Source organism: Paenibacillus sp. FSL L8-0436, from assembly GCF_038593025.1.
Lineage (GTDB): Bacteria > Bacillota > Bacilli > Paenibacillales > Paenibacillaceae > Paenibacillus_AQ.
The window spans coordinates 4025719-4041862 of sequence record NZ_CP151955.1 but is presented as its reverse complement, the minus strand read 5'-3'; the positions used below and the strand labels follow the sequence as shown (position 1 = coordinate 4041862).

The window sequence follows — 16144 nt, the reverse complement described above, 5'->3', positions numbered from 1 at the left end:
ATAAAAGGATATTATTGACATGCCTATATATAATGTATATATTACATATATACACTAACTACATTGTTACAAAAGGATGATGGTGCAGCAACATGAACATTTTGATTTCGAGTACCTCGGGTGAGCCGATATACGCCCAGATTGTGGGGCAGATCCGCCAACTGATTCTACAGGGTGAATTGGTATCCGGGACACCGCTGCCGTCTATCCGCTTGCTGGCCAAAGAGCTGCAAATCAGTGTCATCACGACGAAGCGGGCATACGAGGAACTGGAGAGAGAAGGGCTGATCAATTCCATCGTCGGCAAGGGTTCCTTTGTGTCCGGGGCTGATCAGGAATTTATCAAGGAGCAGCGGCTGCGGATTATGGAGCTTAAGCTGAAGGATGTCATTGATGAGAGCAGGGCGCTTGGACTCCAATACGCCGAGATTGTGGACATGCTGAAACTGCTATATGAGGAGGAGAAGGAATGAGTAACTGTATAGAGCTGAGTCACCTGCACAAGCGTTATGACCGTTTTGCGCTGCAGGATATTTCACTGGCAATGAAGGAAGGGTATATTACCGGTCTGATCGGCCCGAACGGAGCAGGCAAAACAACGCTGATTAAAATGATCATGGGCATGGTTCATCCGGATCAGGGAGAGATCAGCCTATTCGGGCTTGATAACCAGGAGCATCAACCGGCCATCAAGAGCAGAATCGGTTATGTGTCGGATGAGAATATTTACTACGAGCAGCTTACCGTCAAGCAGATGAAGAAGATTATTGCGCCTTTTTACAGCCGCTGGGATGAGAATACATACTTGAAATACCAGGAGCTGTTCAAGCTTCCGCCAGGCAAGAAGATTAAGGATTTGTCCAAGGGAATGAAGATTAAATTCTCGCTGGCGATTGCCTTGTCACATGGAGCCGACTTACTCATAATGGATGAGCCTACATCGGGTCTAGATCCTGTGTTCCGCAGGGAAATGCTGGATCTGCTCACTGAACATATTCAGGATGAGAAGAAGTCGATTCTGTTCTCCACGCATAACACAACAGATCTTGACCGGATTGCCGATTATATCGTCTTTATCAATGACGGGAAGATGGTCTTTAATGAGATGAAGGAAGCGCTGACGGAGAAATATCTGCTGGTCAAAGGCGGCAAGGAGCTGCTTGACCGCGATGTCCGTCGCTTGTTCCTTGGGATTCGGGAAAGTGCGCTCGGCTTCGAGGGACTGGTCGGGAACCGGGCAGAGGGGGAGCGCTTCTTCAAGGACAATGCAATTTGCGAGACGCCAACGCTGGAGGAAATCATGTATTTTACTGTAAAAGGATGTGATGTGCATGTATAACTCGCTGTATCTGATCCGTAAAGACTTCATGTTGTTGCAAAAATTCCTGCTGCTGCTTGTTCCATACTACATCATTATGGGCTACACCAACTTTGATGGCTACACCATGTTCGCCTTATTTCCGGCCATGCTGATTCTAATCAATTCATGTACAGTGGATGTGCAGCAGAACAATCAGAAATTCCTGATTAGTCTTCCTATGCCGAGGCAGCAGATTGTAATGGCCAAATATTTGGTGCTGCTTCCTTCATGCCTGCTCAGTTTAGCTTGTACCTTGCTGCTGTATGGTGTTGCTTTCTTTGCCGGCCGGGCCACAGAGCCCATTGCCTGGAGAGAGCTTGCCCTGTGCATTGCGAGCTTCCCATTGCTAGCCGCAGTGTACCTGCCGCTGCACTACTGGCTGGGCCAGAAAGGGACTCAGGTGGTCAATTTTATTTTTATCATGTTAATTATGCTTAATTTCGCCGCTTTGACCAAGCTCATGAAATGGTTACCTGATCTGGCGAACTGGGTCAGCACGGGCAAGACCGAGAGCATTCTGATCCCGGTTATCAGCGGTCTGGCCTATATTATAATCCTATTTGGCTCTTATCTGATTTCGTTACGTATCTTCACGAGTAAGGATATATAGGATTCTCTATACTTGCAAAGAAACGGCTGCGCCATTCCTTTAAGGAGGGCGCAGCCGTTTCTGATTGAAGCGGGTACAGCTTTCCTTATTTCCCCTGCTCCATATCATCAATATAATTTTTGGCATCCATCAGGGATAAGTCCCGCGCTTCACGCAGTACTTTTATGGCTTGGATTTTCTTGCCTTCGGCCAGCAGCAGGCGCAGCCTGTTCTCCAAATCCGGCATTAAATCCATATTCTGCACAAATTGCGGCGTCGGGGCAGCAATTCCCGTCTTAATAAAACCTCCATCCATCGCTGACCGGCTGTCGATCCGTTCCAGCTGTGACTGCAATTCGTTGACTCGCTTATTGAGACTGATTACCCTGAGCATAAGCAGCAACGTGAGTACCAGTGCCGCGAGTGAGATCCAATCCGTATTTTCCAAAGATATAGCCTCCCTATTATAAATGGTGTGGTGTATTCTCTACATTTCAATACCCGTCCTGCTCAGTCGTGAACAATCCGCCAGTGATTGTTGTTGCCCGAGAATGAAGAATATCATATCCCTCCGCTGAGGAACATGATATTTTTGGAAAAAGTTTTTAGTGTAGCATAAGGGGGCTTTGGTATGATTACTCCACAAACACTTGATGAATATTATGTAAGGATCGGCAGGCTGAAGCAACGTTATTTGTCGGAGCGGTTTGAACAGGATCTCCCTGTATTCAGCTCACATACGGAAGCGGTTGAGTGGTTCAAGGCACTTTTTCAAGGCAGCTTCATCTTCGTGGAAGAGATGGAAGCTGCTAATTCCGAGAGCTACTATTTATATGACATTATCCATGACAGAGAAATCTGGGAACGCAGAGAGAGGGACTTAAGAGAAAAAGGTCAAGCTAATGGACTGGGCATGCTGCTTTGCGCGCAAAGAGTAGATATTTACAAAGACGGTACAGTACATTTGGCGGTTTAGCGGTGTTCACTCCATGATTTTTGAATTTCTAAATTTCCGATACAGATTTCAAACGAGAAAAGACCCGGGAAGCGGAGGGAATCCGACAACCTGGGTCTTTGGTGTACAAAGCAGCTTGCTGTAAATGCAGAAGCGCAGCCTAGAATTATTTATTTAGCGTAGTATCCGCCGTCAATTGGCAGCTCAACGCCTGTAATGTAGGAGGAATCATCCGAAGCCAGGAACAGGACGCCTTTGGCGATGTCCTCAGCTGTGCCCAGGCGCATAAGCGGGGTCTGGGCGAAGAACCATTGCTTCATTTTTTCATCCTTGAGCAGATCCTCGGTCATTGGAGTTTCTATATAGCCTGGATGTATGGAGTTGGCGCGGATGTTATGCTTGGCATAATCTACAGCAGTGGCCTTGGTCAGCATGCGTACGGCACCTTTACTGGCAGTGTATGGACCTGCGCCGCTTCCGCCGGTCAACCCGGCGATCGAAGAGATGTTGACAATCGAGCCGCCGCCGGCTGCGATCATGTGTGGAATAACTGCTTTTTGTCCGAGGAAAATACTGGTTACATTGATGCCCATCGTTCTCTCCCAGCGTTCCACGGTTTGTTCCATAAATGGAGTCGGGTCAGAAACACCGGCGTTGTTGACGAGAATGTCGATGTGGTCGTATGCCTTCAAGGTTTCATCAACGACCCGTACCCAATCTTCTTCGGAGACAACGTTTTGCTTTATTCCAATGGCTTCACCGCCGTTTTCCCGGATCTCTTGGACAACCTCCTGCAGCTTCTCTTCCTGTAAGTCAGTAATTACAACTTTGGCGCCTTCTTTGGCGAACAGCAGGGCGTCTGCTTTACCCATGCCGCCGGCTGCTCCAGTAATTACCGCTACTTTATGATCTAATCTTCCCATGTGTTATTCCTCCTGTGACTTTGTATTGATTACGTTCATATTCAGCTCTAAATGATCGATCATTTTCTGATAAGAATCGATGAGAAGGTCCAGCTCTGTGCCGGAAAATTCACTCCATAATCCGTCTGTCAGCTGTTTGTACCGTTCCAGCATCCGTTGTTCGACTTCACGCCCTTGGTCTGTAATCTTCAAGTGCACCTGGCGCCTGTCAGTTTCAGATACCACACGTTCAATATATCCCTTCTGAACGAGCTTACTGCTTAAATTGGTGATGGCGGAGAGCGTTACACCCAGCACATTGGCAAAATAGGAGCTGGTCTGCATGTCATGCTTCGCCAGGGTCTGCAACATAAAATATTGGGGCGCCGTTAAATTGTTGTCCAGTAATTTGGTGTAGCTCGCTACCAGTGTCAACATATGGCGGCTGATTAAATAAGATAGCTGATCTTGCTTGTCCAGTAGTCATCACCTCAAAAAAATACTTTAAATATTTAAATAGTTAATATGGTTTAACTATTTAAATGTAAACCTTTTTAGGATGTCAGTCAACTGAACTGGAGCATGAGAGGGGTGGTAAAATTTAGCTTGAGTGACGCACTCATTGACTACTTCAGATAACATGCCAATAAGACAGCATAATTTATGCGGTCCCGTTATTGTAAAGTGCTTATCTCCATTTGAGCTGAGGTATGAGCATGCAGAGCGGAGAGGAATTGAAGCCTACAGGTACATTTTCAAGAGAGCGGAGAGTGTTTTTATCTTGATACCGCTTACATGTATTGGCGATAAAATTGGTGAGAGGGAAACAGAAAAATTGCACCTCCTGGGGTTTCTTGATATACTTTTCACATGTGAATTTGATTGGGGGTTGTACTGATGGCAAAGCAGAATTGCTCATTAGCTAGGAAGTCCTCATGCAAAGCCTAATCTGGGGCGATACTTTGCGTGGGGGCGGTAGGATGGATACGATCGCCCAACCTTGACTTTATCGTTTCTAATAATAGGCTTTGCACCTTATGTTTTTATATAAAAAATAAGGGGCTGAAGAGCTATGAATACACCATTTATTAGAAACCATCAATATAACGTCATTAAGAAACAAACGGATTTTCTGCAGAAAACGCTGCGAACCGTCGCGGATCGAAACGTCTTGAAGACTGTAAGATATCGTGCAGCTGCGAATATTATTGAAGCCATTCCTAATCTTGCAACTGATCAGCAGCAAATGCTGGAACAAATAACGACCTTCGAAAGTGCATATGATTTCCAGAGATTTCTGAGCGCATTAGAACCCTATCTGGAGCCATTTCCACCAATTACGTTGAAGCAGATTCAGAAACTATTCCCTAAGAATAAGAAGCTGAAGGTGCCTGACTTAGGATCTATCGACTTCCGATATGTAACGTATCTGAGTTGGGTAGACATAGCTACGAACAAATTATTCATTGTCTATCCGTTCGAAGGACAGTTCGTTGGTATCGAGGGAAGAATCACGCCCACTAACAAGAAAGGGTACTGCTTGTTCTGTAATCGTCATCAAGAGCTTGCATTCCTCACGGTTAAGACCAAGCCAGCGAACGCTTCGCCGGATAATATTTCTTCTATTGGCCAGTACGTATGTCTGGAGAGCGATGCTTGTAATCAGAGCATTACCGATATAGGATCATTGGAGAAGTTCATTTTTTCGGTTCGAAAATAACAATAACTACGACAGGCTGCCCTAGAGGCAGCCTGTTTTACTTTGTTCCGTGTATAAGAGTGCTTATTAGATCGCGTAAACTGAATGTTGAAAGGCGATTCAGACTGAGCGAGGAACGCCGAAGTGATCAGGAAACTATTTGAAATACATATTCGGTGGAGCTAGCTTAGGGGTTCACAAATTTGCCAATAGCACTGATGAGTATGAGAAGGTTTTGTTGCTGAAATCAAGAATATAGTCACAATACTAAATTATGAGAATTGAGTTGATGAGCATGAGTGACAAGATGGTAGCTGTCTTAAGAAGACAGTTTGAACCGACGTTAGAAATGTTGAAGCAACTTATCGAAGTATGTCCTGATGATTTTTGGAGAGATGCCAGGCAAAAATACTGGAAGCAGATATTTCATGCTACAACCAGTATGAAATTTTGGTTTAGGCAGCAGAAGGATGAAGAATTCAAAATACCTGACTTCGGCAAGGATATAACAGAAGCCCTAGATAAGGAGTGCTCTGACTACCCTACTAAAGAGGAAATGACGGAGTATGTTGAGGAGATATTGAGTGTGGCCCGTAGGTTTTTTGATGAACTTACTGATGACAGATTATTGGAACCATGTGTACTATACGAAGAAATAACTAAAACTGATGTAATCCTAATGCAGATCCGACATGTTCAACATCATATAGGTTATTGCAACAATATACTGAATTCGAACCACCTAGAAGCAGTAAAGTGGCTATGATAACGTGAGTGATAGAAAACAGCTTCTTTACAATGAGGAGTGTTATTCAATATGGTTTATGAATTTGATAGTGAGATAAAGATGCTGGAAGGTAAAATGAAATGGAAAGTAGTTTATTTCCCATATTCAGTAAGGGAAGTATTCGATACTAATGGTAAAGTATCTGTTCAAATCACCGTTGACGGGCACGAGTTTGATCATACGTTGTTGCCGTCAAAAAATGGGCATTATTTTGTTTATAATGAATTTATTCGAAGAGCCGTGCATAAAGAGCTCGGTGACAAACTCCATGTACTTCTTAAAAAATGTGAGGAAAACCGTAATATTGTTTTGCCTGATTACATTTCAAAAAGCCTGGAAGATCACCACATACTGAATACATTCCTAACTCAGCCTGATTATATTAAGCGAGAGCAGATAAATTATATTGAAATAGCTAAAAAGGAAGAAACAAAGAATAACCGGGTAATAGCTTTAATTAACAAACTTAAAGATAAATAAATCCTGTATTTAGATGTATCGAAAAAATTGAAATACAGGTTTCGGAGCTAACTAAGTGAAGCACTTCATGATGAATTCAAAATATTCAGGATGGATCATGTTTTTAAATGTTATTATATGGTAAATATTTGATGATAAAAGAGGGGGGTGACATGAGTTAAAAAATAGGATCTGAGAAAATGTAACAGTAAACCTCATAATGAGGCAGTTAACATTGTAAATGAAATTTTATTGCCAAATTAATTAACGGGACTAATTGGATCTATAAGTAAAGGAATAAATGAATTAACGGCAAATCATGCAGTTGGGACTGCATGATCAGAATTAAGTAAGATCCGGAGAAATTCATTTGATAATTCAAACGATTCGAGTTACATAACCAAGTACAGTCTAATTGCAGAATATCGTATTGAATGAACGCATTAAATAAATCAAAAGTATCATGCAGGTAAAAGAAATTAATATTCTAAAAAAATGATAAAGAGTAGTAAAATATCATTTATAATACCACAGGTATAATAAGCGAGGTATAATAAGCGGGATCAGATGCAAAAACGGCTAAATTAGAATGGTCCGGTTTATTTACTTGATACTTATTCACAAAACCCGTATTTTGTACATATGTATATAGATTGATATATACTCTCCCTTTTAGGACAAAATTGTTAAGTTGTCGGTGGACAAGAACATAGTCCCTTGTAGGACAAGAACATGGTCCCATTGCCGACGAGGCCCCCTTTTGGCCACAAAAAAACAACTCCTAATGAGTTGTTTTTAATAATCATGTTTCTTAATATAGGAACTTACGTAATTAATCAATTCATAATTTTGGGGGTAATCCATGGATATTCGTGCCGGTAAATATGATTTCATTTTTGAAATAGCTCTCTTTCTTCTTAAGCTATGATTTGGACATTGATGTTCAGGTATTTTAGTGTCAGCTGTATTCTCATAATACATCTTAAAGTTTATACCTTCAGCGCGCTTTCCTTTAATCTCTTGGTATTTGAAAGCAATTTTAAAATTGGCTTTTGTGCTCATGAGGATCTTATCCCAATCCGTATGTTTCTTGCCATGCAGCAAAATATCGTTGGCATATTTTAGACAGTCATAAAAAAATGCTAAACTAAAACGATATGACCATTGTTCTTGAATCCACTCCAATGTATCCTTATTAACCTGTTTCCCCTTACTACTAAGAACATATTCTTCTAATAATAATTTAATGTCATCAGTTATTGCATTAGTAAGCAGCTTATATCCGTGTCGTCCTCCACTTCGCGCTACAAGACTACTTCGGGTATCAGAACTATAAAAACGTTCAGTCTTTAAAAGTGTTTTACGCCAGTTAACATACGCGTAAGCGTATGGACAAATATCAGGGAAGTCTTCCCCATCACTTTTTAGTAACTGCCAAAATTGTTTTATACAATTAGAATGATTCCTGAGTAGATTCTTTCTTAAATAACGATTAACAGTTTGGAATGTATTCACATTATTATTATATAGATCTTTGTTAAATTGAGTAGAATAATAAAAATCATCTATAAGTATCTTATTGTTATCCTGAGTAAACGATTTCATTGATACATATGGTTGAAAATCGGAAAGTATATTTAGACTCGCGGATTCAGGAGAAAATAGAGTTTGGATTCCTTCAGAATTATTGGTTTTGGACAACCAATGTAAAGTTGCTGGATCCACTATCTTAAATTTTGTATCCCAATTTCCCCAAAGTATATTTGAAAAATCAGCAAATTGAAATCCGCATTTACAGGAAAAAGCGTTTCCAAAAAATCGGTTGGAAAATATGAAAGGAATATTAATCTCACATTTTGGACAGGTCTCTTTTAATTTTGTATTGTGAAAAGGACAATAATCCAATAATTTAAATTGATGTAACCAGCTATGATGTCCGTATGAGATGCATTCGCTACACCATCGCAGATGTTTAGAAAACCAGGATGTGACTGGATATCGATGGCTATGTAGAGGAATTGTCAGTGAATGTAGGGATTGCTGAGTAAACGTTACTAAGTTCACTCCAAAAATCATTTCTAGGATTGTCTCATCAAAGCTTTTAAGGGAGAATAGATCAATTTTTCGTTCATCTTTTTTAGGATTTTTTTTATTCTTTTCAATACTATTTGCAACAAATTCAAAAATATTTCTTCTGCTTGTACGATTAGCAAATGATAATTTTTCGAATATCGACCAAGGAGTCTCGTATTCATGAATCCATTCGTTTCTCCAAATTGCTTGCATCAACATCCCCCCCAGCTCAATTTAAACAAGAGCCATGTAGATCTCTGACTCTACATAACCCGACATTTCAATGGCTTCCCTCCACTGCGCTTTATTAATCCAGTAATGTTGATCACCATGTATCCCGTACTTTTTTAAAGCATTTTCAATAGTAAAAGAGAAATATTCCATAGGAATTTCTAAGACTGCAGAAACCCCATGTTCCTTTCTCAAATCCGCAAATAGCTCAAATAACATTTTCGCTTCGCTCTCCAATCTTTCCTTCTTTTTATAACCTTCTGGAAAAAAATATTGACTGAAGCTACACCCGCTTGCTTCAGGATAACAAGAGATTTCTGGTGAATCATAGCCGCTTAATATCAGCTGCATATCTTCCCAGGTTCTTATTCCATGAAAGTCATGTTCATGTGTCATAAAACGACCAATAATCTGAGATCTCTTTTGCTCCAGAAAAAAGGTTCGTCTTGAAAGTAATTCTTCTTGGCCAACAGAAATAACAGTCATTGAAATTTTTTTCTGGATAAGCGCATTATAAATGTCCATCAACCAATTATAGTGTGCCTCTGTGAGCCGGTGTGCTTCGTCAATGATTAGAACCAAACGCCGTAGCTTTGATTTTTCTGCTTTTTCAAGCATGAAATTAACAACCTGTCTCCGTAATTCTGATGAATTTCGTTTTGATATAAAGGGAAAGTTAAAGTCGCTAAGTAGGTCTGAGTAGAATTTTTCCTCACTGGGTACACGGTATGAATTACAGTTGGCATAAAGAATAGGCAATGGTGCATCAAAATTTGTAGGTAAATGATCGATGGCAAAACGTAAAGCCCATGTCTTTCCTATTCTCGGTCTACCGTAAACTATCATTCGAGTCTGTAAAATATATTGTGTAAACTCTCAAACCCATTAAAATGGAAGTAAGAGAAAGGTTGGGGAGAACACATGGGACTTTGGACAAAACAGCAGTTACGGGAATTTATTAAGGAAAACAATTTGGTAAGCGCACAGGATGCGCAAAATGCTCTAAAAGAGCTATTCGCTGAGACGATTCAGGAGATGCTGGAAGCCGAAATGGATACTCACTTAGGCTACGGAAAGCATGAAGTAAAGGCGAAACTCACTCCAAATAGTCGCAATGGAAAGAGCCGCAAAACGGTCGTCAGTGAGTACGGTGAACAGGAAATCGCTATCCCTAGGGACCGTCTGGGTGAGTTTGAGCCACTTGTCGTCAAGAAGCATCAGTCGAACGTAACGGGCATCGAAGAACAAATCATTGCCCTGTATGCCAAAGGCGTCAGTACAAGAGAAATCCAGGATCATCTAGGACAGATGTATGGCATTGAAGTCTCTCCTACGCTCATTTCCAATGTCACGAACAAGATTGTTCCTCTCATTAAAGAATGGCAGAACCGGCCTCTGCAGGGCGTCTATGCGGTCGTCTATCTGGACGCCATCCACTTTAAAGTCAAACAAGACGGGGCCATTATCAACAAGGCCGCCTACATGGTCATTGGCATTGATTTGGACGGAAACAAAGATGTGCTGGGCATGTGGATCGGGGAGAACGAGTCCTCCAAGTTCTGGCTGAGCGTGCTCAATGAGCTGAAAAATCGCGGGGTGGGGGACATTCTCATTATCTGCGTGGACAACCTGTCCGGGTTCTCTCAAGCGATTGCAGCCTGCTACCCCCAAACTGAAATCCAGAAGTGTATTATTCACCAGATCCGCAGTTCCACACGGTACGTGTCGTACAAGGACATTAAGAAGGTGACCGCCGACTTAAAGCCTATATACAAGGCCGCTACTGAGGAAGGCGCCTTGCTTGAACTCGACCGTTTTCAGGAAGTCTGGGGCGCTAAATATCCTCTTATTATCCGTTCCTGGCGGACAAATTGGGACGAACTCGCTACCTTTTTCAAGTACCCGCCTGAGATCCGCAAACTCATCTACACCACCAATATGATCGAGAGTTACCACCGCCAGCTACGCAAAGTAACGAAAGGAAAAAGCATCTTTCCTACGGATGAGGCATTGCTGAAGATGCTCTATTTAGCTACCGTTGACGTCACTCGGAAATGGACGGGACGTGTACAAAACTGGGGGCAAATGCTGCTCCAGTTGTCCGTCTTCTTTCCTGATCGGGTCGGTCAACACTTGCGTTAGATTCGCGACTTCCCCCTCGGGGGAATCTATGCTTAAAAGAGTTTACACAAAATTATTGACAGACCCAACAAAAAAGCCGAATGTCGACAACTCGGCTTTAGTTAGTAAATTATTTAAATATAATTAAAACCAATAATACTTGCAATAAAAGTTAATAATAAATTCAATCTCATTTTAGAAACTTTTAAACTAAAAATAATAGGATCAATTTCATCTTTTTTATTGAAAACAATAAAATTAAAATCTTTTTTTGTCAGATACATATTAACTTTTATACATCTAGTTTGAACTTCAACACCTTGGTTAACTCTCATGTGATGTTCCTCCTTACCATACTATGGTTTGGAGAGGGCGCCCTCAAAAGCAAAGATTCAAATTTAATTATTAATTCACTATAATTGTCTAACGACTTAAGTAGTATACATATTAAGCAAAAACATGTAAAGAACAAATCGGCTTAAAATTAATTATGAAGTCCTGTTATATAAAGGTCTGTAATATTGAATAGCGGCACTTTCGAATCCTCTTAATGCAGTGGTTACTATATACTGATATAAAGTTAAATCGTCGTCTGATATGTCCAATTCCCACCAAGGAAACTCTATAATATGAACCCTAGAAAACGGATGTCTTTTAAGAATAGTGGGAAGTTGGTGGTGGGTACTTTCAATATTTGAAATTCGCCTGTCTATCTTAAGTGACATTCCTACATATAAAATATTTGCATTTTCAAAAACAATATATAAACCAGTAACATCACATTCAATACGCTTAAGACAATTAATTAGTGGGAAACTGCTTGTTAACAGATTAGATGGAAAGGGATATTCCTGCATTTATATAATCCCCCTATATGTAGTTAGTACCCTAATGAAAAAACTTGATAACATCTGTATTAGACAGTCAAAAGTACTTGTCGAATCCTTTAGTTTTTCCAGAATTCTGGTGAGTTCCGGTGAAAACCGACACCGTGGCTGCTACCTATGTAGCAGGTCTTAGTGGCCCCCGCGCCGACTTCACAGGGTAAACGAGTAGCGATTCACCAATCCCTCGGTACCGTCGACCAGAATTCGAATACGCAACTGCAAGGTCAAAGATTGGACCGATTCCAATTCCCATGGCCCTTCCTGCCTCTCCTCCTGCCAAGATAAATACAATAGCCCTGTGGTTAATTAACCCATCAAGGGAACGGCATTGAAAGCTGTGGCGGAAGTGCTGCCATCCTCTACTGGTGACGGCAGATAGCCCCCGGCGGGACGGCCAGAGCCCGCCAGAGGCCTTCGATCAGGTGCGGAACCGGTCATCACCGGCCCCAAACAGCGCTCGCGTCCGGGCGTCGGCCCCGTCCATGATCCCTGAGTGCCGGTCCGCGCCGACAGCCAGAACCCGTGTCTTGGGTCCGCTCTCGGTTACCATCCCGGCCGCAACCTGCACAGCGAACAGGCTTCCGCAGGACATCGCTTTAATGTCGAACCCGTACATTTCGCCCAACTCCAGACCGACCCCATGGTCACCGCCGTGGCGGGTTGCGGCTGGATGGGTGTAAAGGTTGTCACGCGCGCTAGTGGCGGTCCAGAGTTGGAAAGCTGTTCTCCACACCACGTCGAACGTCTTTACCAACGCCGCATCCCGGTCGTGCGCCAGCTAAAGCCATAATACCCGCGTCGTATGAAAGGGGTAGTGGAATTTTTTTCACTTGATAGCACATACAATGTACTTAGCTTACATTTCCGTATGCTCAATTCCCTGTACAAGTTGCCTTCTTCTCGCTTAATGCATCGAGAGCCTCTTATAACTCGACTCGATCATCTTTAGCAGCACTAGCGTTCTCTATGTATATACGTTCACAGCCAGCACTGTTTTAAGAATCTATTTGTAAATCTAAAATTGAAAAATAAACAGCACTGGCTTTATTTTATCCTTGCAATGTCTTATTAATAAAAGCAACCACTTCCGGAGCATTTTGGATAACAAAAAAATGTCCCCCGGAAAATCCTTTAATTCTACAATCTGCCTCGCTGTACAGCGCCCAATGCTCTAACTGCTTGAGATTATCAATCGTATCATCCTGACCGAACAAGACAGAAAGATTAGATTGTACAGGGGTAATCTTATCAACAGATAGGCGGTAATTCTTAACCATCTGCATATCAGACCTAGTAATTGGGAGGAACATCTTAAGCAGATCATCATGTTGCTGAAGTTCAAGAGAAATCCCGCCGAGACTTACAAGATAGTCCAAGAACTCATCATCGGGAAGAAGGTGCTGGCTGCCCTCTACTGCAAGATGCAAAGGAGATCTTCCAGAAAAAAACACATGGACCGGATCCAACTGCAGCTCATTATGTATCATTTCGACAAGCTCATAGGCAAGTATCGCTCCTAGACTATGACCAAGTACGGCAAATGGTCCCCCATTCATTTCCGGCTTCACTTGTTCTAGCAGATCACGAACGGTCTCGGATACATCAGTAGATATAGGTTCTCCGAAGCGTCTTCCCCTCCCGGATAATTCGAGCGGGTACAGCAATATGCCAGGACTTATATACTGTCTCCAACTGTTGTAAGCCCCCGCAAGCCCGCCTGCATAAGGGATACAAAAAAGTTTAACTTCTTGTTCCATACTCATTTGTCGTCTCCTTTCTCTGGACCCACGTCTTACAAGTTACTGCATAATTGTGGGGCTTGTTGTGGAATCAAGCGGTGCGGCCCTCTCCTCCATTCTGTTCATAAAGATTACAAATAACCAGGCCGCCATCACTCCTGTACCCAGAAAAAGCAATCCCATCAGCCACACCGGAAGCCAATGACCAATCGTAATCGCCGCTCCACCCAGCATTGTAGCGGCCCTGCCAACCAGGCTATTGACCGCCATATATACGCTGCGGCTCTCCGCAGGTGCAATTTCCGCCAGATAGGTTTGTTTTACCGGATAAAACATCAATTCTCCAACCGTAGCAGGAATCATCATAGCCAATAACAGCCAGGCATTGTTACCAATCGCAATAAAATAATAGCCAACTGCGTTTATAAGAACCCCTAATATGAGAAGCCACCGATCCTTAATAATTCTGCTTAATAAGCCGACTGTCAACGAGAACAGGATTACGATAACCGCATTCTCTGAACGCAACAGCCCAAAAAGCTCCACACCACCTAATGAGAACTGAAAGCGGTCCGTACTCCACAAGCTAAACTGATCCGTACTATTCGATAACCGCACACCTGTATAATTCATTACCTGGAATTCCAATGATAATGCCAGTATCGAGGCCAGAATGTAGATCATAAACAATTTGTCGTGCCAGGTAATTTTATAATCATAATATAACTTGCGCAGGTGTACACGTTCCTTGAACTCTGTGAAGAAGGTCTCCTTTATGAGAAATTTCACGATAATAAATGATAGCAACGAGCCGGCAGCCGCGATAATCAATAGTTCGAACAAATGGTTTGAGAATAACACGCCTCCCAGCCCGACACCAATGGCTAAAGCCAAATTCGAGGACCAATATTCCAGACGATAAATTAACTTCCGGTTGTCCGGTGTACTAACATCGACCACCATCGCTTGGGCCGCAGGAAGAGCAAGTCCACTTCCAATGTTAAGCAGGATCATCAAAACAAAAGTAAGGTTTGGCCATGTTTGCCAGGGGGAATTGCAAAAAATTAAAAAGAATAAGGCGACAAACCGGAGCACTTCCGATAAAAGCATAATCTTTTTTCTGCCCAGTTTGTCGGCAAGCTGTCCTCCGTACAGGCTTGATACCAAACCGACTACCGTAATCACCGCTACCAGAATACCAGCAAGCGTCTCACCAAAATATTTGGCAAAATAAATCGCCATAAATGGCAGAAACATAAACGTGATAAACGAGGAAAAAAATGATTCAGCAAGCCGGACCTTTATATTCAGATGAAGTTTATTCATTGAGAAATCCTCATTTCAGGGATTGTAGAATGGAGATTTACATACCGATCCTTGATATCTTCATCCATTAAAATGTCGTGTTCTTCTAACCAAGCATCCGAGAAGATCGTATCGTAATATCGTTCGCCACGGTCTGGAAGGATGATGAGCACCTTTTGACTGGGAGGTAAAGATTTGGCTAATTGTATACCTGCGTGGACGGCGGATCCTGAGGACCCGCCCGCCAAGATTCCTTCTTCCAGTGCAAGCCTGCGTGTCATTTGAAATGCTTCCCGGTCTGTGACGTGAACAACTTTATCAAAGAACTCTGGCCGCAAATTGCCGGGAACAACCGCTGCTCCAAGCCCTACCTGGAGTCTGGGGCCAGGGGGGGTCCCGAAGATAACAGACCCTTCTGCATCTACAGCCATAACCTTAATATCCGGAATGAGCTCCTTTAAACCCATACTGCAACCTGTTGATAGCCCTGCTGTTCCAACTGGAGTTACTACCCAATCCAAATCCTGTCCGAAATCTTGAAAGATTTCCCGGGCAGTTCCTAACCGGTGCGCTTCTGGATTGGCGGGATTATTATATTGATTAGGCCAGTATACATGCTCCAGCTGTTCACTCAGGGATTGAACCAGTTCAAGTCTGGCAGCCAAATAATTGCCGTTCTTATCCGGATGATTAACCATTCTGATCTCCGCCCCATAGGCTTGCAGAATCCTGAGATTTACACGGTTGATTTTGGGATCGACTACGGCAATCATCCGGTAGCCTTTGATACGGGCAATCATGGCCAGTCCGATCGCTAAATTACCCGATGACGATTCAACGATAACCCCGCCCGGCTGTAAATCTCCACTGGCTTCAGCTTGCCTGATAATATTAAAGGCGGTTCGGTCCTTCATACTCCCCCCTGGGTTAAAGCCCTCGATTTTGACAAAAACCTGCGCACCATCCGAAGGAGCGATTGTATGCAAAGCGACAACGGGTGTACTGCCGATCAGATCAATTACCGATGAATAGATCAT

General features: G+C 42.6%; 18 protein-coding genes. 8 read left to right on the top strand and 10 right to left on the bottom strand.

The window, feature by feature from the left end; all coding sequences use genetic code 11:
- Nucleotides 1-92 precede the first annotated feature (92 nt).
- Genes NSS79_RS18275 through NSS79_RS18265 form a run of 3 tightly spaced genes read left to right on the top strand, consistent with a single transcriptional unit; the run spans nucleotide 93 to nucleotide 1970 of the window.
- Nucleotides 93-473 (top strand): GntR family transcriptional regulator, encoded by a 381-nt coding sequence (locus NSS79_RS18275; protein WP_342435593.1) that lies wholly within the window; start codon nucleotides 93-95, stop codon nucleotides 471-473.
- Entirely contained in the window at nucleotides 470-1339 is an 870-nt protein-coding gene (locus NSS79_RS18270; protein ID WP_076111109.1) for an ABC transporter ATP-binding protein, read from the top strand. The genes NSS79_RS18275 and NSS79_RS18270 overlap by 4 nt, the downstream gene beginning before the upstream one ends.
- Nucleotides 1332-1970: an ABC-2 transporter permease gene (locus NSS79_RS18265; protein ID WP_342435592.1), complete on the top strand. Its 639-nt coding sequence runs from the start codon at nucleotides 1332-1334 to the stop codon at nucleotides 1968-1970. Before NSS79_RS18270 ends, NSS79_RS18265 begins: the two co-directional genes overlap by 8 nt.
- Nucleotides 1971-2055: 85 nt before the next feature.
- Here the strand turns inward: NSS79_RS18265 and NSS79_RS18260 are convergent, their stop codons facing one another.
- Nucleotides 2056-2397, bottom strand: coding sequence for a hypothetical protein (locus tag NSS79_RS18260; RefSeq protein WP_342435591.1), 342 nt, complete (start codon nucleotides 2395-2397; stop codon nucleotides 2056-2058).
- 183 nt (nucleotides 2398-2580) lie between these two features.
- Between NSS79_RS18260 and NSS79_RS18255 the strand changes: the two genes are divergently transcribed.
- Nucleotides 2581-2925, top strand: coding sequence for a hypothetical protein (locus NSS79_RS18255; protein WP_342435590.1), 345 nt, complete (start codon nucleotides 2581-2583; stop codon nucleotides 2923-2925).
- Nucleotides 2926-3074: 149 nt separating this feature from the next.
- Here NSS79_RS18255 and NSS79_RS18250 read toward each other — a convergent pair whose 3' ends face one another.
- Both NSS79_RS18250 and NSS79_RS18245 read right to left on the bottom strand, forming a co-directional pair.
- Nucleotides 3075-3827 (bottom strand): glucose 1-dehydrogenase, encoded by a 753-nt coding sequence (locus NSS79_RS18250; protein ID WP_342435589.1) that lies wholly within the window; start codon nucleotides 3825-3827, stop codon nucleotides 3075-3077.
- 3 nt (nucleotides 3828-3830) lie between these two features.
- The gene (locus NSS79_RS18245; RefSeq protein WP_342435588.1) at nucleotides 3831-4244 is read right to left on the bottom strand and encodes a MarR family transcriptional regulator; all 414 of its coding nucleotides are present in this window, start codon (nucleotides 4242-4244) and stop codon (nucleotides 3831-3833) included.
- Nucleotides 4245-4878: 634 nt separating this feature from the next.
- On the opposite strand from NSS79_RS18245, the gene NSS79_RS18240 reads away from it, so the two are divergent.
- The 3 genes from NSS79_RS18240 (at nucleotide 4879) to NSS79_RS18230 (ending at nucleotide 6772) form a co-directional block, all read left to right on the top strand.
- Nucleotides 4879-5526, top strand: coding sequence for a FusB/FusC family EF-G-binding protein (locus NSS79_RS18240; RefSeq protein ID WP_342435587.1), 648 nt, complete (start codon nucleotides 4879-4881; stop codon nucleotides 5524-5526).
- Nucleotides 5527-5800: 274 nt separating this feature from the next.
- A complete protein-coding gene (locus tag NSS79_RS18235; protein WP_342435586.1) occupies nucleotides 5801-6271 on the top strand; it encodes a DinB family protein in 471 nt (156 codons plus the stop codon).
- 51 nt (nucleotides 6272-6322) lie between these two features.
- Nucleotides 6323-6772, top strand: coding sequence for a YdeI/OmpD-associated family protein (locus NSS79_RS18230; protein ID WP_342435585.1), 450 nt, complete (start codon nucleotides 6323-6325; stop codon nucleotides 6770-6772).
- Nucleotides 6773-7546: 774 nt separating this feature from the next.
- On the opposite strand, the gene NSS79_RS18225 is transcribed toward NSS79_RS18230, so the two are convergent.
- Both NSS79_RS18225 and NSS79_RS18220 read right to left on the bottom strand, forming a co-directional pair.
- Nucleotides 7547-9037 (bottom strand): hypothetical protein, encoded by a 1491-nt coding sequence (locus tag NSS79_RS18225; RefSeq protein ID WP_342435584.1) that lies wholly within the window; start codon nucleotides 9035-9037, stop codon nucleotides 7547-7549.
- 21 nt (nucleotides 9038-9058) lie between these two features.
- A complete protein-coding gene (locus NSS79_RS18220) occupies nucleotides 9059-9901 on the bottom strand; it encodes an ATP-binding protein (protein WP_342435583.1) in 843 nt (280 codons plus the stop codon).
- Nucleotides 9902-9976: 75 nt separating this feature from the next.
- On the opposite strand from NSS79_RS18220, the gene NSS79_RS18215 reads away from it, so the two are divergent.
- Nucleotides 9977-11197: an IS256 family transposase gene (locus tag NSS79_RS18215; RefSeq protein WP_342435582.1), complete on the top strand. Its 1221-nt coding sequence runs from the start codon at nucleotides 9977-9979 to the stop codon at nucleotides 11195-11197.
- A 113-nt stretch (nucleotides 11198-11310) separates the two neighbouring features.
- On the opposite strand, the gene NSS79_RS18210 is transcribed toward NSS79_RS18215, so the two are convergent.
- The 5 genes from NSS79_RS18210 to sbnA all read right to left on the bottom strand — a co-directional run bounded on the left by NSS79_RS18210 (nucleotide 11311) and on the right by sbnA (nucleotide 16144).
- Complete coding sequence (locus tag NSS79_RS18210; RefSeq protein WP_342435581.1) at nucleotides 11311-11511, bottom strand: hypothetical protein; 201 nt, start codon at nucleotides 11509-11511, stop codon at nucleotides 11311-11313.
- A 153-nt stretch (nucleotides 11512-11664) separates the two neighbouring features.
- Nucleotides 11665-12033, bottom strand: coding sequence for a hypothetical protein (locus NSS79_RS18205; protein ID WP_342435580.1), 369 nt, complete (start codon nucleotides 12031-12033; stop codon nucleotides 11665-11667).
- 1079 nt (nucleotides 12034-13112) lie between these two features.
- Entirely contained in the window at nucleotides 13113-13826 is a 714-nt protein-coding gene (locus NSS79_RS18200) for an alpha/beta fold hydrolase (RefSeq protein WP_342435579.1), read from the bottom strand.
- A 36-nt stretch (nucleotides 13827-13862) separates the two neighbouring features.
- Nucleotides 13863-15128 carry an MFS transporter gene (locus NSS79_RS18195; RefSeq protein ID WP_342435578.1) on the bottom strand — a complete coding sequence of 422 codons (1266 nt, stop codon included), beginning with the start codon at nucleotides 15126-15128 and terminating at the stop codon, nucleotides 13863-13865.
- Nucleotides 15125-16144, bottom strand: a complete 1020-nt coding sequence (gene sbnA / locus NSS79_RS18190) for a 2,3-diaminopropionate biosynthesis protein SbnA (protein ID WP_342435577.1) — start codon at nucleotides 16142-16144, stop codon at nucleotides 15125-15127. Before sbnA ends, NSS79_RS18195 begins: the two co-directional genes overlap by 4 nt.

Excerpts from the sequence above, each read along its gene's own strand:
- NSS79_RS18275 (WP_342435593.1), top strand. The coding sequence starts at position 93 with ATGAACATTTTGATTTCGAGTACCTCGGGTGAGCCGATATACGCCCAG.
- NSS79_RS18270 (WP_076111109.1), top strand. The coding sequence starts at position 470 with ATGAGTAACTGTATAGAGCTGAGTCACCTGCACAAGCGTTATGACCGT.
- NSS79_RS18265 (WP_342435592.1), top strand. The coding sequence starts at position 1,332 with ATGTATAACTCGCTGTATCTGATCCGTAAAGACTTCATGTTGTTGCAA.
- NSS79_RS18255 (WP_342435590.1), top strand. The coding sequence starts at position 2,581 with ATGATTACTCCACAAACACTTGATGAATATTATGTAAGGATCGGCAGG.
- NSS79_RS18250 (WP_342435589.1), bottom strand. The coding sequence starts at position 3,827 with ATGGGAAGATTAGATCATAAAGTAGCGGTAATTACTGGAGCAGCCGGC.
- NSS79_RS18245 (WP_342435588.1), bottom strand. The coding sequence starts at position 4,244 with ATGTTGACACTGGTAGCGAGCTACACCAAATTACTGGACAACAATTTA.
- NSS79_RS18240 (WP_342435587.1), top strand. The coding sequence starts at position 4,879 with ATGAATACACCATTTATTAGAAACCATCAATATAACGTCATTAAGAAA.
- NSS79_RS18235 (WP_342435586.1), top strand. The coding sequence starts at position 5,801 with ATGAGTGACAAGATGGTAGCTGTCTTAAGAAGACAGTTTGAACCGACG.
- NSS79_RS18230 (WP_342435585.1), top strand. The coding sequence starts at position 6,323 with ATGGTTTATGAATTTGATAGTGAGATAAAGATGCTGGAAGGTAAAATG.
- NSS79_RS18225 (WP_342435584.1), bottom strand. The coding sequence starts at position 9,037 with ATGCAAGCAATTTGGAGAAACGAATGGATTCATGAATACGAGACTCCT.
- NSS79_RS18220 (WP_342435583.1), bottom strand. The coding sequence starts at position 9,901 with ATGATAGTTTACGGTAGACCGAGAATAGGAAAGACATGGGCTTTACGT.
- NSS79_RS18215 (WP_342435582.1), top strand. The coding sequence starts at position 9,977 with ATGGGACTTTGGACAAAACAGCAGTTACGGGAATTTATTAAGGAAAAC.
- NSS79_RS18210 (WP_342435581.1), bottom strand. The coding sequence starts at position 11,511 with ATGAGAGTTAACCAAGGTGTTGAAGTTCAAACTAGATGTATAAAAGTT.
- NSS79_RS18205 (WP_342435580.1), bottom strand. The coding sequence starts at position 12,033 with ATGCAGGAATATCCCTTTCCATCTAATCTGTTAACAAGCAGTTTCCCA.
- NSS79_RS18200 (WP_342435579.1), bottom strand. The coding sequence starts at position 13,826 with ATGAGTATGGAACAAGAAGTTAAACTTTTTTGTATCCCTTATGCAGGC.
- NSS79_RS18195 (WP_342435578.1), bottom strand. The coding sequence starts at position 15,128 with ATGAATAAACTTCATCTGAATATAAAGGTCCGGCTTGCTGAATCATTT.
- sbnA (WP_342435577.1), bottom strand. The coding sequence starts at position 16,144 with ATGATCTATTCATCGGTAATTGATCTGATCGGCAGTACACCCGTTGTC.